This window comes from Butyrivibrio sp. XPD2006 (assembly GCF_000420865.1).
Taxonomy (GTDB): domain Bacteria; phylum Bacillota; class Clostridia; order Lachnospirales; family Lachnospiraceae; genus Butyrivibrio.
Genome location: NZ_ATVT01000009.1, coordinates 120,169 through 146,149 on the forward strand (window position 1 = coordinate 120,169; position 25,981 = coordinate 146,149).

Sequence of the window (25,981 nt, forward strand, 5' to 3'; positions counted from 1 at the left end):
TATAAAAAAGAAGTTAATACACAATAATAAGTATGGGCTCCGGGAAAACGGAGCTCATATTTTGCCCTATTTTGAAAAGTTTATAATTTGTTAATAATTTTATGTATTAAGTTTTTAGATTTATAGACGATAATAAAGGTGTAAAACAAAACAGGAATGGTATTATGGCCAGCACATAAGACCATTTCAAAACGAGCAAACGAGTGGCAAGGAAGCCACCGTACACATTCAAGGAGGAATAAAATTATGGTAGTACAACACAACGTCACAGCAATGAACGCAAACAGACAGCTTGGCATCACAACTGGTGTTCAGGCTAAGTCAAGTGAGAAGTTATCATCCGGTTACAAGATCAACAGAGCAGCAGATGATGCAGCAGGTCTTGCAATTTCCGAGAAGATGAGACGTCAGGTAAGAGGTCTTACACAGGCTTCTGCTAACGCTCAGGATGGTATTTCTGCAGTACAGACAGCTGAAGGCGCGCTCAATGAAGTACATGATATGCTTCAGAGAATGAACGAGCTTGCAACAAAGGCTGCAAACGATACTCTGACAACAAATGACCGTTCTTACATCCAGAAAGAGGTTGATGCTCTTGCAACTGAGATCACAAGAACAGCATCTGCTACAGAGTTCAATAACCAGAAGCTCCTTGACGGAACTTTCTCTGGCAAGAACCTTCAGGTTGGTTCTGAGACCGGTGCTCATGACACTATCGCTGTAAGCATTGGAAGCATGAGTGCTTCAACAATCGGTGTTAGCGGACTTGATGTTAGTTCTCATACAAATGCACAGAGTGCTATCAATTCTGTAAAGAGCGCTCTTGAGAAGGTTTCAACTCAGAGATCTGATCTCGGTGCTATGCAGAACAGACTTGAGCACACAATCAAGAACCTTGATAACGTTGTTGAGAATACTCAGGCAGCTGAATCTGCTATCCGTGATACAGATATGGCTAAAGAGATGGTTAAGTATTCAAATAACAACATCCTTGCACAGGCTGGACAGTCTATGCTGGCACAGGCTAATCAGTCCAATCAGGGTGTTCTTTCACTTCTTGGCTAATATCTGAAAAGGTTTATATGTTTTAAACGTCTGTTTACTACATTGCGACTACCAAAAGGGCTCCGGGGCTCCCCGGAGCCTTTTTCTTGTATTTGTGCATAATTGAGTACTAGAATATAAATAAGGGGGAAAATCAATGCTGAGAATTTGGAAGAATGAATTATATGATGGGTTCAACTGCATTACTTCTGCTTGCCCATCTAATTGTTGTGATGAAGACTGGTGTATATCTGTTGACCAGAAAACATATGAGGCATTATCGGAACTAATGGGTGACATCAACGACAAAATCAGCTCTGAACGCCCTCACACACTTATAAAAAAAGACCATAAATGCCCATTTATTACAGATGATGGATTATGTAGTATTCATGCTGATTATGGAGAGGAGTTTCTTTCGAATACATGCAGATCTTATCCGAGATTTGTTTCCGGATATGGAGACGTTTATACCATGACTATAGGTTTATCTTGCCCGGAAGTGGCAAGAATGATTGTTTCTACAGACAGGATAATTCGCTTCACTTCTGAAGTTTTATATGAGAGTAAGAATGAGAAGGGTAAAAAGCTTCCTAAACTGGAGTCTGAAGTAGTGATGGAAAGAACGCTGAGCCTATTCAACAAGGATAGGTCGGCACTCGAGTCGTTCAGTTGCCTTGGAGAGGAATACATTGGATTCCATGATGGTATTATAAACAGTAATATCGATGAGATTATGCTAAAGCTACGTGATATCGCATCCGAGATAGGGGCAGTAGAGCAGTACGATACATTGAAATTGGGAAATATGCACATCAGCATGGATGATATAAAGCGGGTAGATGTAGAACTTAAGAAACACTATCCATTTCTTGCCCAGAATATCTGCAGATGCTATCTTTTTGAGCGGATAATGTACAATGAGAACGTGGTGAATAAGGATTATGCCGATACATTTAAAAAGGCTGAAATATACCTTTTACTATTTTACTGTGTTCTGATATCGAACGGTATTGTTGCGGAATTTGAAAGTGATGTGGTGACAGACCTTCTTTACAGGACTATGCGGCTCATAGATCATAATGAGAACATAATAGAATTGCTGTCAGAATAATGATGAATTTTAATTGTTTGAGTCTTTATACGCGGAGGCAGGTTGACGATGAGGAAGAGTTCACTGGACAATCTTTCATTTACAAATACCTTCTTTGAGGATGAGGTCAGAGAAGGTTTTTTTGTTACGTCTATGATGAAACGGTACTGGGCGGCTCAACTTAAGGTTCTGCATGAGATTGCAGCAATCTGTGACAAATACGGACTTAAATGGTTTGCTGATTACGGTACCCTTATTGGTGCTGTTAGGCATGCCGGGTATGTGCCATGGGATGATGATCTGGATATCAGTATGCTCAGAAAGGATTGGGATAAGTTTTTTGAAGTGGCAGTTTCAGAACTTCCATCCGATTATAAAATCCTGACTCTCGATAACGAGCCTGAATATACAGAGTTTACCGGGAGAATAGTCAACTGTTCATTTATAGACGCCGGTGAGAAACATATGGCGGATTTCTATGGATGTCCATATACGGTCGGAATAGATATTTTTCCATTGGATAACGTTTATGATGATCCGAAATTAGAGGAGGATAGAAAGGCCAGAGTTAAGGAGCTGATACAAAGATGCTCTTTAGCAAAAACATTAAGAGAAAAAAATAAGTACATGAGGGAAATTGCACAAATTCATACGGAGTGCAAAGATAATGACTCTTCAAGAGTTGCTATGATGACTCTGTTTATTACTAGAAATAATCATGTGTTTCCAAGAGAGTTATTTGAAGACTGCATTGAGTTGCCGTTTGAAAACTGCCGCGTTAAAGCGACTCCACAATTTCTTAAGATGCTTAGAATTGAATATAAGAATTTTATGAGGATTGTCAAAAGCGGTGGGGAGCATGATTACCCGGTATATTCAAAACAAGAGGAGATGCTGAGAGAAAAAATAGGACATAATCCATATAGATATACGTTCGATAGCAATCAACTTCTGGTATCTGTTGGGAGATATATTAAGAGACTTACGGAAACGCATTCAGATCGTACCATGAAAAAAGTTGTCTTTTTGCCATGTAAAGCTAAGCATTGGAAGACAATGGAACCTTTATGGCGTAAAGCTATGCAGGATGAAAACGAGGAAGTGCATGTGCTTCCAATATTTTATTATGATGCAAATTATAAGGGTGAGATAGGGGACAAACATGACGAGCGTGATCTGTTTCCTGGCTATGTTAAAACAGAGGACTGCACCAAATACGATTTTGAACATGAGCATCCGGACCGGATTGTTATACAAGTACCATATGATGGCTGGAGCACAACAATGACGGCCCATGAGTATTTTTACTCTGGAAACCTTCTGAATTATACGGACGAGTTAGTGTATATGCCATGTTTTGATGTGGATGATCCTGAAACAGGAGGAGATAAAGCAAGCACGGCATTGGGAACTCTTATTGAACAGCCGGCTGTAATCAGCGCGGATAAAGTGATCTTGAAGTCAGAGAAAATTCGGAACATATACATTGATAAATTGATTGCTTTTTCCGGTGAGCAGACTAGGAGGTATTGGGAAGATAAACTGGTATTAATGGAGGAACTAAAAGAAGACTTTTCACCTGTTTGCAGCCAGGAGGATGAAGAGTGGCACAGACGTGTTACCGGTGAAAAAGAAAATAAGGTCATTATATATTACATATCAATCAGTTTCCTGCTATCAGGATGTGATAAAGCCCTAGAGAAGATTAAGGAGTCGTTGGATGTTTTAACGGAACGCGCTGACAAGGTGACAGCTATTATGCTTCCTCAGGAGAAAGCTGATACTGAATTGAAAAGAATAGATAATGAATTATATAAGCGTTTTCAAGATGTTGTTAGTAATATGAGATCCACATGCGAAAACGTTATATATGATGCTGATGGAGAAGCAATTAAGCATATGGATAAATGGGACGCATTTTATGGAGATGCAGGCTGGATTGCGGAAAAGTGTGCAGAAAAAGGGATACCAGTCATGCTTCATAATCAGTATCTTATTTAGAAGTTCCTAACGGGAATTGAAAAAGTTAATTTCGTATGCGCTTTAGAGTAGAATTTAGAAATACATTTCAGGCAAAGTTTTTCACAACTTAATTAATTGGAATGGTACAAAAAGAATGATAAAATATATACAGAATATTCAGACAAAACGGCAATTTATGCGCAATTGCAAATGAGATACTGCTATATAAGCAATATTAAAAAACACGTGATGTTAATTTTATGAGTAAGGACTCCGATAAACTATATAGGGGCAATTTGACATTTGATAGGCCAATAGTGCTTAAGTGAAATTTGTATATTATTAATTGTTGCTATAGTTGGTGGCAGTATTTATGAGAAAAGCATCTGAAAAAGATTATGATCGCGTAATTAAATATTTAAGCAGTGCTATTAGCGAATGCTTATATCTATACATTGATATAAAACAGTATAGATTTGAGAATAGTAATATCGGAGTTTGGATTGAAGAAAAGAATGGAAAAATAGAGTTTGTCTCAATGAAGTATTATGACAGCTTTCAGCTCTATTGCAAAGGTTTGCCAGATCAACACATAATAGATGATGTTGCAAATCTGATATCTTTAAATCCAGTTTCTATGATAGAGGGAAGAAAGGATATTATAGAGTTTTTGTGTAAAATAGTACCTGGATATGAAACCTCTTATGGTGTTATCTACCAAATTGATGATGAGGGATACTATGAAAATAATTCGGAGGACGTAACAGTTGCGTCTGAAGATGATGCATATGACATAGCTAATTTGATATGCTCGAACAAAGATATTGGCGGATACTATTCTGTAGATGGGTTGGCAAAGCAACTGGCGGATAGGATTAGATCAGGAGTTGGGAGAAGCATAATCATTAAACGTGATGGGAAGGTTTGTGCACACATTGCTACTTATGCTGAAGCAGATGATGTTGCGGTGATATCTGGGCTTATTGTTCACTCTAAAGGCGGCAAGTCTGATGATTATTTAAAGATCAGGTCATACTTGGTTAAGTTGCTTCGAGAAGAGAATAAGAAAGCCTATGGATATGTTAATGCAGATAGACTCATAAAGTTCCATGATAAGATTCATAAAAGATGCTGTGAATATGGGAAAATGGTGATATCGAAGAGCTAGGAGAATTGTGGATAAAAAAGAAGCCAGGAAAATAATACTTCATGAAATAGCTACAAGAAACATTATTCTTTTTGGTGTGGGAATAGTGGCTGAAGAGTTTTATGAAGAGTTTCATGACCAACTTAATATAGTTTGCTGTATGACTAATTATTCCAAAGAGTGGGGAGAAAAACGTTTTTTGGAAAGGTTAGATGTTCGTGGATATACCCCGGAAGATATTAGTAATGATGACTATATAATAATATGCAGTTATTTTTCATTCAATTCTATAGACAGACAGCTCACGTTGGATGGACTAAAACCGTTTTCGGATTTTATTTCTTCGGGAATTGCTGCAGCGGTGTACAATCGTAGGAAGATAGCTTTATTTTATGGATCATGCATACTAAGGGACGTATATAAGAATATTAGTATGGTTCCAAAGTTTACTTCAGAGTTTTATTCGATATTTGTGCAAGCATCTAAGGATCCGATGGCAATTATGTTGAGTCGAGAGCTTATGTATGCAAAACTACTTTGCGATATATGTATATATATGCCTCGTATTATGGAAAAGGATAGTACATTTAATGTTACGCAAGAAATGTTTTCGAAAGATTGTAAACTTGTATCTGTTTCAAATTTGGTCGTACCTATTTATTGGCCAAATGTGAAGTCCCGTTTATATGCGAGAAACCCCGAGTATATTTATCCATATAACTCCAAAAGAGATCTTAATTTTTTCCACACATTATATAGAAAGGAAGATGTAAATATTAATAAACTGGTAGAAAATGGATTATCTACCGCTGACATTATCAAGGTACTTTCCTCTGAGGATTTTTATTCTGAACAGCAAGTTCTTCGCAAAGTAAAGACAACTTTCCATATATCAGAACTTGGTGAGGAAGGGATGGATGTTAAAATTGTTGAGTATATCAAAGATAATTATCAAAGAGAAATGCTTTATCAGAATTATGTGCATCCCAATCGACCAATAATTTGGAAACTTATAGAAGGAATACTGAATTGTATTGGAATAACTGATTCATCCCTGTCTGCGTGCGAGTTATCTGCTCCATATCACCCGCATCAAAGCGGAGATGTTCCGATATATCCAAGTGTTGTGAAACACATGAGGTTAGATTTTATAACTCCGGAGCATAAATATGAGATTATGACTGCTGATGGTATCAAGCTTATGGATTTTAAAGAGTATGTTGAGCACTACGCAGAGTATACCAGGGTAAGCATAAAAATCAGGGGGCTGTGGAATAATGCAGTTGATAGAAAAGTTTGGCAAAATTGATCTAAAACCGCTTGTTTTGTGCGGGGATGTTCGATTTGTGGAAGATTTTATAAAAAAGTACAATGATACACTACAACTATTTGCTGTGGCATCTTTCTATCCTGAAGATATTGAAAATCAATCATTTGCAGAGAAATATAAAATTAAAACTTTATATTTTGATGATGGCTGCTTTAATGATTGTAGGTATATTATTTGTAGTGATTTTTCTTCCTTTTTTACTTATTTTACACAATCTGGAAAGCGCGAATATATTGATTTTGTAAGTTCAAGTCTAGTTGATGCTTGGATAAATGAGAAATCTGTTGTTCTTATGATGGGAACAGAGCTGCTTAGACAGGTAAAGCGTTTTTTGGAACTATCCGAAAAGTTTTTGTCAAATAATAGCATTGTTTATTTTGAAGATTGTAATGTGAAAAAACAATCAGCTATCGATGGACTTGATAAATGGGTAGAATATCTTCATGTTGCACGTTGGGCAGATTACTATTATTACTCATCATCTGAAAAAAAAGGATATAGTAATAGAATTCTAAATGAAAAAATGCTTAAACGTGAGTGTGAAACGTATAGTTTGGCAGATCATGGGTTTAGAGGCTTTTTCCCACAATTCGATGAAGACAGGAATGTTTTTAGCGACTATTTTTATCGGGAATATGATAGGGCGGATATAAACTATAATATAATTATTGGTAATAAGACTGATAGAGTATTAGAGACGCTATGTCGACAAGGGCTTTCGGAAGCTGCAATTTGCAGGACTGTTTTGGAACAAGATTGTATTAGTAGATATGAAGTTAGTCAAAAACTAGATGCTGAGTTAACAAGGATTGAACAGTGTGAAAAAACTGACAGCATAAAACTATATGATTTTCTTATAAACCACTTAAATAATAATTTGTGCCGAAATTTGGAAGAATGGAATGAGCCTGTTGTTTCGTATTTTGCAAATGCAATATTAGGAATAATGGGGTATGACGAATTAACCCTTGATAATGCGACGCTGCAGACTATTATAGACTGCTCGTCCGGATATGAAGCTTTAATATATCATTCGGTTCAGGATAAAATGATGATTCCGATAAAAGATAAATATAAAGTGGTTACTTTCTATGATTCATGGATTATGGACGAAGAAGAGTACATACATTATGTGGTTCGACAGATGATTCTGGCTAGGAATTTGAAAGAAATCACTGGATTTGTGAAAGCTGATATGGGATAAATTCTATGATGATTGATGTGTTTAAAGATAAAAATGTAATGATAATTGGGGCATCTTCTGGGATAGGAGAGCAGACTGCAAGGTTGGTAAATCAGTATGGCGGCAAGACTATTTTGATTTCTCGTAATATAGATAAGTTGTGCGAAATAAAAAATGAATTAGGGGAAAAGTCTTGCTGCGCATATGAAATGGACATTTCAGATTTGAATAACATAGGGTTAAAGATCGCTTCCATTATTTCTGAGACCGGACCTCTTGATGGTTTGGTCTATAGCGCGGGAGTTAGCAGATTTACACCCATTGCACAGGCTAAGCCTGAAATTATGCAGAATGTCTTTAATACCAATTTTTTTGGGTTTGTCGAGTGTGTGAGGCAAGTCAGCCGCAAGGGGAGATTTAATCCAGGACTTCGTGTTGTTGGAGTGTCTTCGGTATCTTCATTCCATGGAAATAAAGCAAGGATAGCGTATTGCAGTTCGAAAGCAGCTATGAATTCCGCGGTTCAGTGTATGGCGTTGGAGCTATCAAAAAAAGGAATATGCGTAAATGCTGTGGCACCTTCACTGACAAATACAAATATGTTCAAGGCATGGCTTGAAAACAGTGATGAAAATGCTGAGGCAGTTAATAACCTGCTTTCGCGGCAATATTTGGGGGTTGCTGAACCATTGGATATTGCAAATGCTATCGTGTATCTGCTAAGTCCACAGGCAAGGTTTATTACAGGGATTACACTTCCGGTTGATGGTGGTGCAACAACATCTTAAACAAAACATAAGGAGGTTTGGGCAAAATGTCTGAGAGCGAAAAACTTAAGTTATTGGAAGAAGCGATGGAGATGGACGAAGGATCATTAAAACCAGAATTAGTACTTGACGAAATTGAGGAATATGATTCTTTGACGAAATTGGCAATAATCGTTTTGATTGAAGATGAGTTTGGCAAGAAGCTGAGTGCATCTGATTTTAAAGGATTTACGACTGTTGCTGATATTTTATCAGTTATGGAGGCATAATGGCGCTGTTTCGTACTAGTGGAGTCGAAATTAAAGGAATACTGTGTGCGGTTCCTGAACATAGAGAAGACCGTACAGATCATGAGAAACGCTTTGACAAGGAAGCTGTTGACAGAGTACTGGCTTCAACTGAGATTAATGCAATACATCTGGGGCAGTATGCGGGGCAGACGGCAGGAGATTTGGGCTTTACTGCAGCTGATACACTTCTCAACAAGCTCGACATAGACAGATCGAAAATTGGGATTCTGGTGTTTGTGAGCTATGCAACGGATTATAGGAAGCCTGGTACATCTTCTGTTCTGCAGAAGAGATTGGGATTATCAGTTGATTGCATGGTAACAGATGTTGGGCAGGCATGTGCTGGTTTTGTCTACGGCCAACAGATAGTGGAATCTCTCATGATGACATCTGATTCTAAGTATGGACTTTTGATAGTTGCAGATACTGGAAACCGTATGGTGAGTAGAACAGATCATACTTCACTGATGTTGGGAGATGCAGGTGCAGCTATTCTATTCGGACGTAATGAAATGGCTGAACATGAGACTGTGCTTCAGGCTGATGGATTCAGGTTTAAGACTATAATAGTTCCCGGAGGAGGCTTTCGTGATTTGTTGCCTGATGAGGAAAGCGTAGAGTGCTCTGATGGCGTGATGCGTACCAAGTATGAACTGTTTATGGATGGTCTGGGCGTGCTGTCTTTTTCAACAAATGATGTAGTGGACAGTATACGAGCGTATATGACTCATACTCATACAGATATAGAGGATTACGATGTCTTTGCGTTTCATCAGGCCAATATGTTTATCATAAAGCGCATGATGAAGAAGTTAAAATTGCCGGCAGAAAAGGTACCAATTTCTTTACATGAGTATGGGAATACTTCTTGTGCCTCAATACCTATGGCATTGTGTGCAGGGATAGATAACTATAGAAATAAGTCCGAGATAAAGGTACTGGCCAGTGGCTTTGGGATAGGGCTTGCTTGGGGTGTGACATCCTTTTCTCTTAACACAGCCAATATATATCCCATTATTGAAACGGGTGACTGTTACCCTGAGGGTGTTCTTAACTTGCATGAAATGTGAGATGATATTTAGTTGACAGGCTGGAAGGAAAAAACATGAGTAATTTAGCTAAATATAAAAAAACATTATACGATGTGTTGGCAATCCCGGAAGAGACCGATTGTTCGTCTTTGGAAAGAGGGGTGAGCCAAAATTGGGACTCAGTAGGTCATATTGCGCTTATATCTGCTCTTGAAGAGGCGTTTGATGTTATGTTTGAAATCGAAGATTTATTGAGTTTCAAGACTTTTGATCAGGGTATAGAAATTCTAAAGAAATACGGAATTATGTTTGAAGACTGAGGAGTATACTGATTGAACATGGACAAATTGTTGAGAGACAGAATATGCCTGGTTACTGGGACATCTAAAGGGATTGGTAAACGAATAGCAGAAAAATTTGCTGCCGAAGGAGCTACTGTTTATGCCACTGCCAGAACTGGCGGATGTTTAGACGATTGGTCTTCAGAAGTTACTACTGATTCTGCAGGGAGTGTTATTCCGGTTTATTTTGATATGACAGACAGCGCCGGAATAAAGGCATGTGTCTTGAGGATAAAAAAAGAATGTGGGAAACTGGACGTTCTTGTCAATAATGCTGGAATGGTTACGAATGAGCTATTGGGGATGATATCAATAGATAAGATGCGGCAGATGTTCGATGTGAATGTATTCGGACTGATGGAATTGTCACAATTGGCAGCCATGAAGCTCATGAAACCAAATAAATCCGGAAGTATAATAAATATTTCTTCTATTGTTGGGGTAGAAGGTAGTCGCGGTCAGATCGCTTATTCTGCCAGTAAGGGTGCAGTAATATCTATTACAAAATCGATGGCTAAGGAATTGGCACCGGATAAAGTGAGAGTCAATGCAGTTGCGCCGGGAATGGTAGCCACCGAAAGATTAAAAGCAACCATAAAAGAGCAATACCATGATGTGATTCCTCAGATTGGAATGGGAAGGCTTGCAGAAACTGATGATATAGCGGATGCATGTTTGTATTTTGCATCTGACATGTCGTTATATACAACCGGGCAGGTTCTGACAATTGGGGGGGCTATGGTACTTTAGAAAGATTTATTTATGATATTAGCCTTAAGCAATAAACCGCTTATGCGAATAATAAAGGAAGTGCTTTTATGTTCCTTGATTTAAATGCAAAAAAAACAGACAAAGAAGCAATAATAGATTCAGACGGCAACGTACTCACATACGGTGATATTATAGCAGAGGCAGAAACATTTTCTTCATTAACCAAGCCGCGCTCTGTTATATTTGTTTTGTGCAGAAATGATGTTGGAGGTTGTCTCGGCTTCACAAATTGCTTATTATCTTGCAATGTACCACTTCTTCTTAATGTGGGAATGGATTCTGCACTATTGGAGAATCTGATAGAGACATACCTTCCTGCATATATCTGGAAACCTTCTGAAAGCCTTAAATCAGGGGAAGTATCTATATTTGAATCTTATGGGTACGCACTAATTGCTACCGGTAATGAAGTGTATCCTATCCATGATGATTTATCACTTCTGCTTACGACATCCGGATCCACCGGAAGCCCAAAGCTTGTAAGACATTCCTATTCGAATATTGAAGCTCAGGCACGTAATATATCTGCTTTTTTTGAAATAGATGAGACGGAACGTCCACTTCTGGATCTACCGATTTATTACACTATGGGGCTTTCTGTGTTATACAGTCATTTGTTTGTGGGAGCGACTGTGCTCGTTACTGATAAAAATGTTTTGGATTCGGAATACTGGACCTTCCTAAACGACAATCAAGTTACAAGTATCACTAACATTCCATATACATATGAGCTATTATACAAATTGCGTTTTTTGAACAGAGAGTATCCTTCTATTAGGATTATCACTCAGGGTGGAGGGAAACTCAAAGATGAGATATATCATGCATTTGCAGAATATGCACAGCGTACTTGCAAAAAATTCATTCCAACCTATGGTCAGACTGAAGGTACGGCACGGATGGCCTACCTTCCTGCAGAGTATTCACTGACTAAGACAGGGTGCATCGGTAAGGCTATTCCCGGAGGGCGGTTATATCTGATAGATGAGAATGGTGACAAGATAACGGAACCTGATGTGATGGGAGAGATGGTATATGAGGGACCAAACGTTACACTCGGATATGCATTATCTCCAGAGGATTTGGCATTAGGAGATGAACGTCACGGGGTTCTTAAAACCGGAGATATGGTAAAAATGGATAGCGATGGATTCTTCTATATTGTTGGGAGAAAAAAGCGCTTCCTTAAACTGAATGGGCATCGCGTGGGACTTGACGAGTGTGAGCAGATCATAAAAGGGGCATTTGACGTTGACTGTGCATGTACCGGTACAGATAAGAAACTGATGTGCTATGTTGACGAAGATTCATCAATTGAAGAAATAAGAAGACATTTGTCAGAAGTTACAGGCTTAAATTACATGTATTTTGAGGTACGATGCCTTGACAAGATACCGCGTAGCAGTACCGGAAAAATACTATATTCAAGCTTGAACAAAGAGTAATGGGACAGTAGATTAAAGAGGTGGTGTATGAACTTCTATGGGCAGGTGTGCTTGATAACAGGGGCGTCGCGAGGCATAGGGGCTGCTACGGCAATAGAATTTGCAAGAAATGGAGCTGATGCTGTAATAATTAATTACATGAAAAGTGTCGAAGCTGCGGAAAGAATAGCTGATGCTGTAAGAAAATGCGGAGCAACTGCAGCAGTGATACAAGCAGATATATCTGATCCGGCGCAGTGTAAACATATGGTTGATCATGTAATCTCTGAGTTTAAACGAATTGATGTGCTTGTCAACAATGCCGGTATTAATAAAGACAATCTTGTAATGAATATGTCTGATGAGGACTTTGATCATGTCTTATCAGTTAATCTGAAAAGTTGCTTTAATACCATTCATTGTGTATCTAAGCAGTTTATAAGACAAAAATATGGAAGAATCGTAAATGTTTCCTCAATATCAGGGTTGTATGGACATGTGGGTCAGGTAAATTATGCTGCTTCAAAAGCTGCAATTATAGGTCTTACTAAAAGTGTAGCAAAGGAGTACGCGACGAGAGGAATTACTTGTAATGCTGTAGCCCCGGGATATATCGATACTGACATGACTGGGAGTCTTAATGAGAGGGAACGTGGCGAAACATTATCCTATATAGCAATGAAGCGATTTGGACGCCCAGAGGAGATTGCTTGTGCCATTGCTTTTTTAGCATCTAAAGAAGCATCTTACATTACAGGTGAAGTTGTAGAAATATCTGGTGGAATTCTCTAAGGAGGAATAGGCTTTGAGTAAGCGAAAAGCAATTGCCTGTACCGCGCTGTTAGTAGCAGGGACTATGGTACATAAGTATTATAAGAATAATAAAGAGGCTATTGCTGACCTCAAAAGACGTATAGATATTTTGGAAAGGGATCGAAATAAGCTAGACAGTTATCAGAAGGTATATGTTTCGCTTCTTAGACAATACTCGGAAATGAATGGGCGCGATTATGTTTCGTATATTGCTGAAAATATAATGAAACGTGGATGGTCCACCATAATCGTTTACGGTTGTGGCCAGGTGGGTAAACTGCTTGCGGATCTGTTACCAGAGGAAACGGTGAAAATCCAAGCTTTCATAGATAAGGCTCCTCGTGAGAATGAATATAAAGGTATACCTATTTATTCTATAAAGAATGCTGACAACCTCAAAAAGTGCGACTGTATTATTGTCACTCCGGTATACATGTTTGGAACTATATTGGATGACTTATATGCTGCGGGAAGAAATGAGGAGATTATTCGCATCACGGATATAATTCAGACAATATAATGGTTTTTGAAAAGAGTATACATATGAGAATCAGTGACATCTTAACAGATGGAATTAAAAACAAACTCAATCATGCTGGTAGAAAAAAATATAAATATCGCGCAATAATGCAGAATATTGTAGGAATGACTTTTTTTGATTTTAAGTTGATTCGTATTAGGCGATATTTCTATAAGGCATTCTTTGATGTTGGGGAAGGCTTGGTAGTTGGACATAATGTTAAATTGCAGCGAAGACATACAAATGCCCATAATGAGGGGTGTGATATCAAGATAGGGGACAACGTTCTCTTGGCTTCTGACAGCAGAATAGATTATTCAGGTGGTATTATTCTGAAAAATAATGTAAAGATCAGCTGTGGCGTTTTAATCCTCACTCACACGCACATGACTGATCATGCTGCATATATAAACAGAATACAGCCAATTCGCTTTTCACAATTGATCATTGATGAGAAAGCATGGCTTGGAGAACGTGCAATAATACTTCCCGGAGTATCTCGTATTGGGCAAGGTGCTGTGATAGGATCGGGTGCAGTTGTCGGGCGAGATGTTCCTGATTATGCTATTGTGTCTGGAAATCCCGGGAAAATAATAGGCTATTCAAACAAGTGATGAAATATTATAAAGCGGATGCTTAGGAGATATTTAGTATGGAATATGTACATGATTTAATATTAAGGGCTGTAGATGACTTGAACGCTAACCTGGATCCAAGCTGTCAGTATGACTATTCTGAAGAGATGATCTTCATCGGAAAGAATTCTGATCTTGATAGCATGGACCGAGTATGCTTTATTGAATTCATAGAGTCATCTGTAGAAGATGAGAGAGGCATTTCTTTGGAACTATTGAACGATCCCAGGTTTAAAGACAATACATCTTGCACTTTTAAAGAGCTGGAATTATATATTGTGGATAAGCTGAAAGCGGAAGGAATAAATGAATCATAAGTTTTGGCAAATAGGTACGTATCTACCGGAATGCATTATCAGTAATGAAGATATACATGCGCAATGTCCCGATTTTTCATGTGACTATGCACGAGATAAGCTTGGAATTGAATTCAGACATATTTCTAAAGGTGAATTGTGTGTAGACATGGCTTATAAAGCAGTGATGAATCTAAAAGACATGGCAGAGGCAGATGTTGGACAATCAGATATGCTTATATTTGTAACACAGACACCGGACTATCCTCTTCCCTCCATGTCATGTGTACTTCAGGACAGGATGTCATTGCCACAGCGTACGATATGCTTTGACATTAATATGGGGTGTTCCGGATATATATATGCGCTATCAACAGCATACTCATATATAAATTCTGGTTTAGCGAAGCAAGCAATAGTTGTTACCTCTGAAAGATACTCTAAGTATATTAGTGATGATGACTATGCTAACAGAGGTATTTTTGGAGATGCAGCTACTGCTACCCTGGTTACATCGGAGATGGCACATTGTATGAGAAAGTTTGCATTTTGGACTGATGGTTCTGGATATAATGACATTATAGTTCCGGATATAGATACAGGATTTGTGATGAATGGGCCGGAGGTAATGGCTTTTTCTATAAAGCGGATACCGCAGGTTGTTAAAGATCTTTTAAGCAGTACTGACATTGATAAAGAGGATATAGACTATTTTGTGTTTCATCAGGGAAATCAGTATATGCTAAAGAATATTCAGCATAGATTGGGAATAAATGAAAAGCAGATGGTTTATAGCCTGAAAAATACAGGTAACACTGTTTCTTCATCGATTCCTATTGCTATAAATAGTCTTATTGATAGTGATAGTACTATTTCAGGTACGAAAATGCTTCTATGCGGATTCGGTGTGGGATTATCTGTAGGTGCTGTTTTGATAGATTGTTTCTAAGAGAAACTGAAATTACTCGATGGTAGGATTGCTTAAGTGAAGAAGGGAAACGAGAATCGTTATGAGTTTATTCCCATTTGATTTACATATTACTTATTGTGCTGGAATTGAAATTGGTGATTGGCTGTTCTTCTCCTGCAATATGTTTAATGGACTTTTCAAGCATAATTTGATGACGAAAGAGACTGTTTTCCTAGGTAAATTTGAGCATGAAATGGTCTTTTCAATCAATCTTTACCAAAGAGCGCTTATTTGGAAAAACAAAATAGTATTTGTCCCGAGTGTGGCAAGGGATCTATGTATATATGACCCACGAGAAGAAACTTTTGAGTATGTCAAACTTCATAATTGGGAAAAGGCCACCGGAATAGATTGTTTCCTTGAGGGAGACAATCTATGGATTTGCTATGCATATAAAAGCCATTTTGTACTAAAAATCAATCTGGAGAGCAGAGAGGTTGTTAACATCAAATCTCCAGACGATAGCATATATTCAGATGCTGGTAAGCATAGGAAGACAGCTTTTTGGAGTGGGGTGGCATTCTATAAAGACAAGTTATACATTCCACTATGGCAGGAAGAACACATAGTGTGTCTTGATACTAAAAGCGATGATTACAGAGTTATAAAACTTCCCATGAAGGGCTTACAGCTTGCGTCGATTGCCGTATTTGATGGAAAAATATATTTCACATCATATAAAGACTGGAATGTGTATTGTTATGATATGGGTTTGGGGAGAATAAAGACTTATGCCGGCACAGTTCTTGGAAATACAGCTAAGGGCTTTTTATATCCGTTGATGATAACATCTGATAACGGGCTTTATATTTTCCCTGAAGTAGGTAATAGCGTACTGACGATAAAAGATAACGCGTTGGTTAAGGCCTTTGATTTACCAAATGATTTCGAACGAATTAGCAGCGATGTGTGCAATAGAAGAAAAAGATTCTATGGCATAGTCAGGTGTAGCAATGAAATAACAATTCCTCCGTATTGTACTAATCGCATGCTGACATTTGATGTGGAAAGCGGCGAATGTAGGTCAACAGAGTTATTGTTTGACAATGATTATATTGAAGAAATGTTCAAAAACGTTTACAAGCCTGCATTTGTTAAGGAACAGCGCGGAAAAGATATGGTGACGGAAGGGCGATTCTATACCTTAAGTGATTTTTTGTCGGATATTTAAAGCTTGTTAGGATGTATGCTATCTTCCCGCCTATAAATGGATACTAGAATTATTCTTTATAGCGGTATATTTCCATGTGGCTTAATAATTGCATGGTTGGACTGCTTATCTTTTAGGGCCCTAAAGGAATCAGCAATCTTTTCCCTTGTTTCCTCAGGAAGAATTACTTCATCGATGAATCCACGCTTGGCAGCAATATAGGGATTCATATAAGTTTCTTCATATTCATCAGTAAGATCTTTTCTACGACTTCCGTCATCATTGTCTTCTTTGAGTGATTTTCCATACAGGATATCAACAGCTCCATCTGCTCCAAGGACTGCAGTTTGCGCAATAGGCCACGCAAAAACAACATCAGCGCCCATTCCTTTGCTGTTCATGCAGATATAGGCACCACCGATAGCTTTACGGGTGATGAGAGTAATCTTAGGAACAGTCGCTTCCGCATATGCATACAAAAGTTTGGCTCCACGGCGGATGATTCCTCCGTGTTCTTGCTTTGTTCCGGGAAGGAAACCGGGGACATCCTCTATGGTGAGAAGAGGAATGTGGAAACAATCGCAGAATCTGATAAATCTTGCTGCCTTTTCTGAAGCTGCGCAGTCAAGAGACCCGCCTATATGATATGGCTGGTTCGCAATAATTCCGATTACTTCTCCATCTAGTCTGGCAAATCCAACAACAATGTTCGGGGCATAATCCTTTTGTACTTCAAAAAGGGTATCTTTATCGATAAAAGATTCAATGACTTTAGTCACATCATAAACTTTGCGCTGGTTATCGGGAACAATGTTTTCAAGTTCTAAGGAGTTGTCTATCGTAACAGTATTGGGATCGTAAGGGGGACGCTCATCAAGGTTCTGAGGAAGGTATGAGAGCAACTTTTTTACTCCATCAAGGCAGGATTTGTCGTCATCGTATCTGAAATGTACGACTCCGCTTTTTTCGCTCTGAACTTTGGCTCCACCTAGCTCGTCGCTGGTAACATCTTCACCCATAATGGTTTTTACAACTTTAGGACCGGTGATAAACATATGACCGGTCTGCTCAGACATGAAAATAAAGTCCGACAGTCCGGGAGCATAGCAGGCTCCGCCTGCGCAGGGACCCATTATTACAGCTATCTGCGGAATAACGCCTGAAGCCATCGTGTTTCGATAGAACATGCTACTGTAACCATCAAGAGAGGTAATTCCTTCCTCTATTCTGGCTCCGCCGCTGTCATATATTGCTACATAGGGAGCTTTCATCTTAAGGGCCATGTCCATGATGTGGCAGATTTTGCGGGAATGATACTCGCCGAGAGTTCCGCCCATAACGGTAAAATCCTCAGCTGCAGCATATACTGTGCGGCCGTTAACCTTTCCATAGCCGATGATAACACCATCACCGGGTATGCATTTTTCTGCCATGCCGTAGGCATCACCTCTGGATTCTACTAGACTTTCTATTTCTACGAAACTTCCAGGGTCAAACAGCATATCGATTCGTTCTCTGGCAGTATGTTTTCCGAGTTCATGCTGCTTTTGAATTCGCTTTTCTCCGCCGCCTTTTTTAGCCTGTTCTCTTTTGTTCAATAGGTCTTCGCGGTATTTGGCATCCCACATAGTGGCCTCCACAGTTTGTGACACAACTTATATATTGATACATTATTAATTATATATCGAGCATTCATTGCACGCAAACAAGTTAAACTATATAATTAATTATAGGTGTATTTCTCCAAAAAAATAAAAAATCAATATTACAGAGGGCGGAGATATGCAGATATCAGGAATGGACCTAAAGGTTTATTCGTTTCCGGTTATCGATTCTAAAATGTATGTATTAGTGACAGATAGAAATGCACTTGTCATTGATCCGCATGTGAATGAACAGGCCCTGAAGTATTTGGAAGACAATAACATTAAAGACATTAAGGTGATTCTTACACATGAGCACTATGATCATATTTCCGGAGTTAATTATATTCGCAAATATGCAGGTGATAACAGTGTTAAATGTACGGTGATTGCCGGGGCACGTTGTACGGATGCTTTGCCTTATCCAAAGAGTAATTTGTCGAAATACTTTGATGTATTGTTTCTAAACAAAACCGATGAAGAGCAGCAGTTGGCAGCTGAGACATTTGATCATGACTATAGATGCCTGGCAGATATAAGTGTTAATGACGGTGATGAGTTAATGTGGGGATATCTGAATCTTGTATTCAGAGAAACTCCGGGGCATTCACCGGGCAGCATATGCATAGAAATGCGTGATGATAAAGATGATATTGTGGCACTAGCGACAGGAGATAGCCTCGTACAAGGAAATAATGTAATTACAAGGTTGCCCGGAGGGAGTAAACGTGACTACGCAGAAAGGACTCGTCCATACCTGGAAAGTATTAGCCCGGACACATTGATATTACCTGGTCATGGAAATATTTCCTTAATGAAAGACCTTGAACTCGGATAATTGATTATTTAAGAAGGGACTAAATAGATGGCTATAGGATTTCTCTTCCCAGGACAGGGTTCGCAGGAACCCGGAATGGGCAAAGACTTATACGATTCAATTCCTGAGGCAAAGTTAATACTGGAACAGGCTGCAGATATCATGGATTTTGATATCAGGTCCATGATGTTTGAAGGCGACTTGGAAAAAATGAGTGACACCCAGTACTCGCAGCCTCTTATTTATACTTGTAGCGCCATGTACCTTGAGAAAGCCGGAGCTCAGGGGCTGAATTGCGACTTCGCTGCGGGACACAGCCTTGGAGAATATAGTGCGCTGTATGCTGCAGGAGTTATCTCTTTTGCCGAGGGACTTAAACTTGTGCGGCAGAGAGGTCTTGCCATGAGCAAACAGAACGGTAAGGGAACCATGGCAGCTGTGATTGGTCTTACCGAGGATGAGCTGGCGCCTTTCGTGGAAGATACAAATGGAGCAGTAGTTATTGCCAACCTGAATACACCAAAGCAGCTTGTTGTTTCCGGCGAACAGAATGGAATTGAACAGATTGAAAAAGCGCTGGAAGGCCGAGAGGGAATAATGGTCAGGAGATTGGCGGTTAGTGCCGCTTTTCACAGCCCTCAGATGAGAGAAGCTGCAGAGATAATGACTCCGCTTATAGAAAAGACTCATTTTAATGAGCCTCGCTGTAAGGTGGTCTCGAATGTCACGGGGCAGGTTGCCCGGGATGCTGAAACAATAAAGAAGAATCTGATAGCTCAGATCACCGGTCAGGTCAGGTGGTATGACTCTATTATCAATATGACAAATGCAGGTGTAGAGCAGTTTTATGAGATAGGTCACGGCAAGGTATTACGTGGTATGAATCGTCGCATAGAGAATTCTGCAAAGTGCTTAAGCTTATGAGGTAAACGTATGCAGGCTATTATTCTGGCAGCTGGTATGGGAAGACGTCTTAAGGGACTGACGGCGCACAATACAAAGTGTATGATCAAAGTAAATGGTGTTACTTTGATTGAGAGAATGCTCGGGCAGATTGAGAAACAGAATGTGTCGCGAATAGTCGTCGTTGTCGGATATAAAGGGGAGAAGTTGAAGAACTTTATAGGCTCTTTAAATGTTAATGTACCTATAGAGTATGTAGAGAACCCTGTTTATGACAAGACCAATAACATTTATTCCCTCTTCCTTGCCAGAGACAAAATGAAGCAGGATGATACTTTGCTTTTTGAATCGGACATTATCTTTGAGGATGAGATCCTTGAAGATCTTGTGAATGATCGTAGAGAAAATCTTGCACTTGTTGATAAATACGAATCCTGGATGGATGGCACATGCCTTAAGCTCTCGCCGGATGACTCCATTGCGGATTTTGTTCCGGGAAAGCGCCTGGATTTTAAAGATATAAAAAATTATTACAAAACTATCAACATATATAAGTTTAGCAAGGAGTTTGCAACAAACTATTACATTCCTTTTCTTGAGGCGTACCAGTCAGCACTGGGGCAGAATGAATATTATGAGCAGGTGCTGAGAGTGATAACAATGCTTGATAAGCCTGTTATCAGAGCGAAGAGAATAAGTAGAGGCCAGCGTTGGTACGAGATAGATGATATCCAGGATCTTGATATTGCAGAATCCATTTTTATACCCAACGAGAATAAAAAAGTTCTGCTTATGCAGGGAAGGTATGGCGGATACTGGAGATATCCCAGGTTGCTTGATTTTAGCTACCTTGTTAATCCATATTTCCCACCCGACAGGCTTAAAGACGAAATGAAGGCAAATTTTGACAAGCTGCTTACGCAATATCCTTCGGGACTTCGTGTAAACTCATTGCTTGCCGCCAAAAATTTCGGAGTTTCAATTGATGATATTGTTGTAGGCAACGGAGCCTCAGAGCTCATAAAGGCTCTTTTGGAGGAGTTTGCGGGGAAAACCGGTTTTGTTATTCCGACGTTTGATGAGTACAGAAACAGATATTCAAAGGAACTTAGCGTTGAATATACCCCGGATAACCCGGACTATTCATATACTGTTGATGATCTGATCAGCTTTTTTGATGATAAAGAGATCAAAAATATGATCCTCATCAATCCTGATAATCCGAGCGGTAACTATATCCCTAAGAAAGAAATGCTAAGATTTGTGGAATGGACTGAGTCAAAAGGTATTCGTCTTGTGGTGGATGAGTCGTTTGTGGATTTTGCGGATGAACCAAACAGTACACTTATTGACCAGAGAATATTGAATAAGTATGGCAATCTATTTGTGATGAAGAGTATCTCTAAATCATATGGAGTACCGGGACTTAGGCTGGGTGTGCTTGCGTCAGGCGATAAGGAAGCAATCAGCAAAGTTAAGTCTGCGGTGGCAATTTGGAACATCAATTCATTTGCTGAGTTTTTTATGCAGATTGAGGAGAAGTACCAGGCGGATTACAGAAAAGCGCTTGTTCGGTTCAGAGAAGAAAGAAAAAGATTTGAAGATGAACTGGATAAGATTGAGGGAATTCGCATAATTCCTTCACAAGCAAATTATGTAATGATCAAGGTGAAAAACGGTAAGTTTGCCGGAGATCTTCTGAAGAGGCTTCTGATAAAACATGACATGTTGATCAAAGACCTTACGCTCAAGACGAAGTCGTCAGGCTACATGAGAATAGCAATTCGAGACACTCATGATAATGATGCTCTGTTAAAAGCGCTGGAGGAGGAAGTCTCCTACATGAACAACAATGCGTAAAGCAATTAGAATTACGAATCTGCGATATCCAAATTAGCAATCATTACAGGCTTTTTCTGTGCTGTGAATACTGGAACCAATGGGGATGCACTGCCGTAGTAGGCATCATAATCTGAAACAAAGGAATCGGGAGAGTCCAGATCGATTTGGATGACATCGATTCCTTTTTCTTTTGCAAGGCTTGTAACGAAGGAATCCTGGCTTTCAGCTGGATAGGTGCAAAGAGATATATGGACTTTGTCTGTGGCAGCAGTCAATACAGACATCCTATTAATTATGGCCGACTTAAATAAATCCCCGTGTTCGAATTCTTCGTAGGAACTGATACAGAAAAGCAGCTCCTTCTTGTTGGTTTCGGAACAGGTGGATGCCAGGCGGAACAGATCCGGTCTGGCCGTTATTTTTTTCGCCCAGAAATCTCTTGAGCCCTCGCCGGCAAAAGAACTGAGGGAATTAATATACTGTTCTCTGATATTATCGGATTGTACATATACATGGTCGGACAGGATTACACCCGGCGCATTTACATAGTACGTCAAAAGAGCCTGATCAATGTGATCTTTGTCGGTGAACTCGGTGCTGGCACCAATTGGTAAATAAATGAGATCTTCGGTGTACGGCAGTAGCTCTTTTGCATAAAAAGTGCCTGGTACAGTAAGGCAGGGATTTGTCCCGTCATATGGGAACTGTATATATATCCGGTCCGGACAGTGAAACGCCGGATCATAATCTGAAAATCGGCCTGTGACGACTCCTTTTGGATAAGATTGGCTCTGTTCTTCGGCTTCGATTTCTTCATCACTCATGATTATTTTGCCAAAGAAGTCCTTGAACATGAGAGGAAGCGGAATGACAGTAATATCCACGGATGAATCTGTGCACAAATCCCGGTAAATGGGAAAGAGAGTATTCCATTCCTTGGCCCCGATGGGGAGGAAGAGAACCTCTTTCCTTGAGAGAATATGGATATTGATGGCTGCCGTCAGCTCATCCAGATCATCCTTTATGGGAGCAAGTGTATGCGCGTCCTGATAGCATTTATATATTGTCTCACATAACCTTTCAAGGATAGAGACTACTGCCTGGGTATGCGGATCTTCTGCGCCTCTTGCATATTCAAGAGTATTTCCAAGATCGGTTGCAAGTTGCTGTGAATCGCTGAGTGCCTGACTGAAAGCGTTTGTATCTCCTGAGGCAAGTGCAGAAACTGCGTTGTCGTATAAGAGATTAAAGCCCTCAATACATTCATTTGCCAGGGTTTTGTAACCAGAGCTTTTGTCGACAGGAGGGCGAGAGAGCATATTTTGGTCAAAGGTGAATTTTGGAAGATCAGCTCCTGTCGATTCTATAAACTGTTTCCGCTGAGCCTCGTATGAAGGATAATCATGTGCAGCTGTGCCCTTTCGGATTGTTAGGTAGTTACGGTATCGCCTTGATAAGACTTTATTATAACTGGATGGAACCGGGATAGCTGTATATTCAAAAGGAAGACGCAGAGCGGATTCATAATATTCTTTGGGCTCGCCCTTATTACCTTTCAGACCCCAGGGGAAAAGCTGGCAGATGCTATCAGATTCTTTTTCAGGAACACGCGCCATTTGAAGCTCGGCAAGCTTATAAAGGGCGACAGCAAGCTCACGCCCCGGTTCTATCTTGGGAAATGTATATGAGTATTTCTTTGAAAGATGGGCAAGATTATTCCGTAGTGCGACCGGATTATAGTCATTGGTGATGATTCCCTCTGCAACTGCAAGGATATACATTATTTCATCGCAGCGCTCTTTTTCTTTGGCGGGATCTCGGTAAAGATAGTCCTTTACAAAAATGTCCACGCCGGAGAGCCAGGGGAAATTGTGATGTGTTAGAAGATAATCTTCGTCAAAAGATACATGGGAATTGTTTACTACTCTGGATAAAAAGAGCCAGTGATTCTCTTTTCGTTCGTAGTCATGAATGACATAATTCTCAGGAAGTTCAGCATCAGCCACAGCACGGAATTTGTTGTAGTCATCTCTTTTCATACAAATGTCCACATCGTCATCCCATGGAATTATGCCACCATGACGAACTGCACCAAGGAGGGAGCCCCAGTCTGCAAAGTACATGATGTCATGCTTTGTACAGATGCTGTCGATTATCGAGAGCACCTCCAGCTGCGCAGCCAGAGACTGCTTGATCGCCGTTGGCATATAGAATCCATTTCTAATTTCGTCGCGGAAAAAATCAGTACTGTTTTTCATATGTTGGTGTTCTTTTTGTCGTGGTTAACGGAAAGAGTGTTCTAATATTATATTAGGTCAGAAATGAGGATATTTCAAATGGTCAAAGAATACTTTGATAGCAATGCTTGAAGAACTTCTCAGGAAAGAAGAAGCGAGTATTAAGAAAAAACATCTCTCCGAAAGGTATGGCTTGGAGATGACCACAGATATAGCAGAGAAGACGAATGTTATGTGTAATTTGAGTGAAGTTGTTTTAGAGAAGGGTATAGAGAAAGGCGTTGAGAAAGGTATAGACTCTACTATAGAGAACATGCTGACTTCGGGGAGTTTCACTGACGAACAGATTTGTGTTGCAACAGGTAAGACAATGGATTACATCATTGAGTTCAAAAAAGGAATCAAAAATAAGTAAACAATGAAGAGGTTTTCTTGAACAGGAAATGGTTCATTCCGCCAAAGTTGTGGAAGGTTGTGGAAGAAATTTAAAGTTGTGGAAAGTTGTGGAAAATAATTTGAGTTGTGGAAAGTTGTGGAAAGTAGTGGTAAAATATATACTTAGATAGGAGACAAAATCCATGAAAAAATTTGAAGAGACCAAGAACCCATACACACTGCAATTCAGCTATATTCCGCCGCAATTTATCGAAAGGACACTGATAACCAATGAGATAATCAGTAACTACGTCAGGGATGTTCCTACTTATCGAGGCATGTTCATCACAGGTGTCAGAGGATCAGGTAAGACGGTAATGATGGGAGATATACGCAATAAAATAGATGCTCGGGATGAGTGGATTACTGTTGACATTAATCCTGAGAGCAATTTACTTGATTCTCTTGCGCGAGGACTATATCTTATTCCTGTCATAAGAGCATTGTTTGTAAAGGCGAAACTGGATTTCTCAGTGCTTGGTATAGGTGTTCATATTGAAAACGCTGAGCTTGTTGCATCAAACGAGGAAGATGCTATTAAGCTAATGCTTGGTGTTTTGAAAAAAGCTAAGAAAAAGGTCCTTGTTACCATTGATGAGATTACATATAGTGAGGATGTGGCAAAGTTCTCACATGCAATGTCTTCATATGCCGGAGCGGATTATGACATCTACGTTCTGATGACAGGATTATCGGAGAATATAAAGGCAATTAAAAATAAGAAATCTCTTACGTTCCTGTACAGGGCCAAAGAAAAAGAGCTGGATGGATTGAATATTACAGCAATATGTGCTGATTATCAGAAGACACTTGATGTAAGCAGGGAAAAAGCTGAGGAAATGGCCTTTAATACAAAAGGTTATTCTTTGGCTTTTCAGGCTTTGGGATATCACTGTTGGAGCGCATTTTGCTCAGGTATCAGGCAGGATAATAAGCTATGGGATGATATCTATCTGAAGTTGGATATATCTCTTTCAGAACTTGCTTATGAAAAGATATGGTCAGAATTGTCGGAGGGTGATAAGAAAGTCTTAAGAGCCATCAGTACTATCTCTCAGAAGAATAATGCACCCAATGTAAAGATTGAATCCATAAGAGAGATGACAGGTATGACATCGAATACTTTTACTACCTATAGAAAGAGGCTTATAGAGAGCGGAGTGGTGAATGGATCACAGTATGGATACATGTCATTGACTTTACCAAGATTTGAGAAATTTATTAATAGTGTATTTTATTAACTATGAAATCTAATCCTAGCTATTACAATTCAGAATTACCTTCCGATATATAAAATGAAATATACCCTTTGTTCCACAATGTGTTTTACGGAGAAG

At 39.4% G+C, this 25,981-nt stretch carries 25 protein-coding genes; 23 read left to right on the forward strand and 2 right to left on the reverse strand.

Going from position 1 to position 25,981, the window contains the following annotated elements; all coding sequences use genetic code 11:
• The first annotated feature begins 246 nt into the window (after positions 1 to 246).
• The 18 genes from G590_RS0111515 to G590_RS0111600 all read left to right on the forward strand — a co-directional run bounded on the left by G590_RS0111515 (position 247) and on the right by G590_RS0111600 (position 16,788).
• Entirely contained in the window at positions 247 to 1,065 is an 819-nt protein-coding gene (locus G590_RS0111515) for a flagellin N-terminal helical domain-containing protein (RefSeq protein ID WP_022765819.1), read from the forward strand.
• A gap of 136 nt (positions 1,066 to 1,201) precedes the next feature.
• Positions 1,202 to 2,158 (forward strand): flagellin lysine-N-methylase, encoded by a 957-nt coding sequence (gene fliB / locus G590_RS0111520; RefSeq protein WP_022765820.1) that lies wholly within the window; start codon positions 1,202 to 1,204, stop codon positions 2,156 to 2,158.
• A 48-nt stretch (positions 2,159 to 2,206) separates the two neighbouring features.
• On the forward strand, positions 2,207 to 4,138 hold the full coding sequence (locus G590_RS0111525) for a LicD family protein (protein ID WP_022765821.1): 1,932 nt from the start codon (positions 2,207 to 2,209) through the stop codon (positions 4,136 to 4,138).
• 334 nt (positions 4,139 to 4,472) lie between these two features.
• Entirely contained in the window at positions 4,473 to 5,267 is a 795-nt protein-coding gene (locus tag G590_RS0111530) for a hypothetical protein (protein WP_022765822.1), read from the forward strand.
• Positions 5,268 to 5,274: 7 nt separating this feature from the next.
• Positions 5,275 to 6,555: a WcbI family polysaccharide biosynthesis putative acetyltransferase gene (locus G590_RS0111535; RefSeq protein ID WP_022765823.1), complete on the forward strand. Its 1,281-nt coding sequence runs from the start codon at positions 5,275 to 5,277 to the stop codon at positions 6,553 to 6,555.
• Positions 6,524 to 7,780: a hypothetical protein gene (locus G590_RS0111540; RefSeq protein WP_022765824.1), complete on the forward strand. Its 1,257-nt coding sequence runs from the start codon at positions 6,524 to 6,526 to the stop codon at positions 7,778 to 7,780. Before G590_RS0111535 ends, G590_RS0111540 begins: the two co-directional genes overlap by 32 nt.
• A gap of 5 nt (positions 7,781 to 7,785) precedes the next feature.
• On the forward strand, positions 7,786 to 8,547 hold the full coding sequence (locus G590_RS0111545) for an SDR family NAD(P)-dependent oxidoreductase (RefSeq protein WP_022765825.1): 762 nt from the start codon (positions 7,786 to 7,788) through the stop codon (positions 8,545 to 8,547).
• Positions 8,548 to 8,573: 26 nt separating this feature from the next.
• Complete coding sequence (locus tag G590_RS0111550) at positions 8,574 to 8,795, forward strand: acyl carrier protein (protein ID WP_022765826.1); 222 nt, start codon at positions 8,574 to 8,576, stop codon at positions 8,793 to 8,795.
• Positions 8,795 to 9,886, forward strand: coding sequence for a 3-oxoacyl-ACP synthase III family protein (locus tag G590_RS0111555; RefSeq protein ID WP_022765827.1), 1,092 nt, complete (start codon positions 8,795 to 8,797; stop codon positions 9,884 to 9,886). Before G590_RS0111550 ends, G590_RS0111555 begins: the two co-directional genes overlap by 1 nt.
• Before the next feature lie 35 nt (positions 9,887 to 9,921).
• Positions 9,922 to 10,167, forward strand: coding sequence for an acyl carrier protein (locus G590_RS0111560; RefSeq protein ID WP_022765828.1), 246 nt, complete (start codon positions 9,922 to 9,924; stop codon positions 10,165 to 10,167).
• 18 nt (positions 10,168 to 10,185) lie between these two features.
• Positions 10,186 to 10,938 (forward strand): SDR family NAD(P)-dependent oxidoreductase, encoded by a 753-nt coding sequence (locus G590_RS0111565; protein WP_022765829.1) that lies wholly within the window; start codon positions 10,186 to 10,188, stop codon positions 10,936 to 10,938.
• 68 nt (positions 10,939 to 11,006) lie between these two features.
• The gene (locus G590_RS0111570; RefSeq protein ID WP_022765830.1) at positions 11,007 to 12,404 is read left to right on the forward strand and encodes an AMP-binding protein; all 1,398 of its coding nucleotides are present in this window, start codon (positions 11,007 to 11,009) and stop codon (positions 12,402 to 12,404) included.
• 27 nt (positions 12,405 to 12,431) lie between these two features.
• Positions 12,432 to 13,175: a 3-oxoacyl-[acyl-carrier-protein] reductase gene (fabG, locus tag G590_RS0111575; protein ID WP_022765831.1), complete on the forward strand. Its 744-nt coding sequence runs from the start codon at positions 12,432 to 12,434 to the stop codon at positions 13,173 to 13,175.
• Between the two features lie 13 nt (positions 13,176 to 13,188).
• Positions 13,189 to 13,716: a hypothetical protein gene (locus tag G590_RS0111580; RefSeq protein ID WP_022765832.1), complete on the forward strand. Its 528-nt coding sequence runs from the start codon at positions 13,189 to 13,191 to the stop codon at positions 13,714 to 13,716.
• A 23-nt stretch (positions 13,717 to 13,739) separates the two neighbouring features.
• Positions 13,740 to 14,330 (forward strand): acyltransferase, encoded by a 591-nt coding sequence (locus G590_RS21785; RefSeq protein WP_304412285.1) that lies wholly within the window; start codon positions 13,740 to 13,742, stop codon positions 14,328 to 14,330.
• A 38-nt stretch (positions 14,331 to 14,368) separates the two neighbouring features.
• Positions 14,369 to 14,668, forward strand: a complete 300-nt coding sequence (locus G590_RS0111590; protein ID WP_022765834.1) for a hypothetical protein — start codon at positions 14,369 to 14,371, stop codon at positions 14,666 to 14,668.
• Complete coding sequence (locus G590_RS0111595) at positions 14,658 to 15,596, forward strand: ketoacyl-ACP synthase III (protein WP_022765835.1); 939 nt, start codon at positions 14,658 to 14,660, stop codon at positions 15,594 to 15,596. The genes G590_RS0111590 and G590_RS0111595 overlap by 11 nt, the downstream gene beginning before the upstream one ends.
• Before the next feature lie 61 nt (positions 15,597 to 15,657).
• Complete coding sequence (locus G590_RS0111600) at positions 15,658 to 16,788, forward strand: hypothetical protein (protein WP_022765836.1); 1,131 nt, start codon at positions 15,658 to 15,660, stop codon at positions 16,786 to 16,788.
• A 56-nt stretch (positions 16,789 to 16,844) separates the two neighbouring features.
• Here G590_RS0111600 and G590_RS0111605 read toward each other — a convergent pair whose 3' ends face one another.
• Positions 16,845 to 18,395 carry an acyl-CoA carboxylase subunit beta gene (locus G590_RS0111605; protein WP_022765837.1) on the reverse strand — a complete coding sequence of 517 codons (1,551 nt, stop codon included), beginning with the start codon at positions 18,393 to 18,395 and terminating at the stop codon, positions 16,845 to 16,847.
• Between the two features lie 154 nt (positions 18,396 to 18,549).
• Here G590_RS0111605 and G590_RS0111610 point away from each other — a divergent pair, with 154 nt between their 5' ends.
• Genes G590_RS0111610 through G590_RS0111620 form a run of 3 tightly spaced genes read left to right on the forward strand, consistent with a single transcriptional unit; the run spans position 18,550 to position 21,990 of the window.
• Positions 18,550 to 19,248 carry an MBL fold metallo-hydrolase gene (locus G590_RS0111610; RefSeq protein WP_022765838.1) on the forward strand — a complete coding sequence of 233 codons (699 nt, stop codon included), beginning with the start codon at positions 18,550 to 18,552 and terminating at the stop codon, positions 19,246 to 19,248.
• Positions 19,249 to 19,275: 27 nt separating this feature from the next.
• Positions 19,276 to 20,151, forward strand: a complete 876-nt coding sequence (fabD, locus tag G590_RS0111615; RefSeq protein WP_022765839.1) for an ACP S-malonyltransferase — start codon at positions 19,276 to 19,278, stop codon at positions 20,149 to 20,151.
• 9 nt (positions 20,152 to 20,160) lie between these two features.
• On the forward strand, positions 20,161 to 21,990 hold the full coding sequence (locus G590_RS0111620; protein WP_022765840.1) for an aminotransferase class I/II-fold pyridoxal phosphate-dependent enzyme: 1,830 nt from the start codon (positions 20,161 to 20,163) through the stop codon (positions 21,988 to 21,990).
• Between the two features lie 11 nt (positions 21,991 to 22,001).
• Here the strand turns inward: G590_RS0111620 and G590_RS0111625 are convergent, their stop codons facing one another.
• Positions 22,002 to 24,230 carry a LicD family protein gene (locus G590_RS0111625; RefSeq protein ID WP_022765841.1) on the reverse strand — a complete coding sequence of 743 codons (2,229 nt, stop codon included), beginning with the start codon at positions 24,228 to 24,230 and terminating at the stop codon, positions 22,002 to 22,004.
• Positions 24,231 to 24,333: 103 nt separating this feature from the next.
• Between G590_RS0111625 and G590_RS19345 the strand changes: the two genes are divergently transcribed.
• Positions 24,334 to 24,624, forward strand: a complete 291-nt coding sequence (locus G590_RS19345) for a hypothetical protein (RefSeq protein ID WP_022765842.1) — start codon at positions 24,334 to 24,336, stop codon at positions 24,622 to 24,624.
• Between the two features lie 163 nt (positions 24,625 to 24,787).
• Positions 24,788 to 25,885: a hypothetical protein gene (locus G590_RS0111635; protein WP_022765843.1), complete on the forward strand. Its 1,098-nt coding sequence runs from the start codon at positions 24,788 to 24,790 to the stop codon at positions 25,883 to 25,885.
• The last annotated feature ends 96 nt before the right edge of the window (positions 25,886 to 25,981 follow it).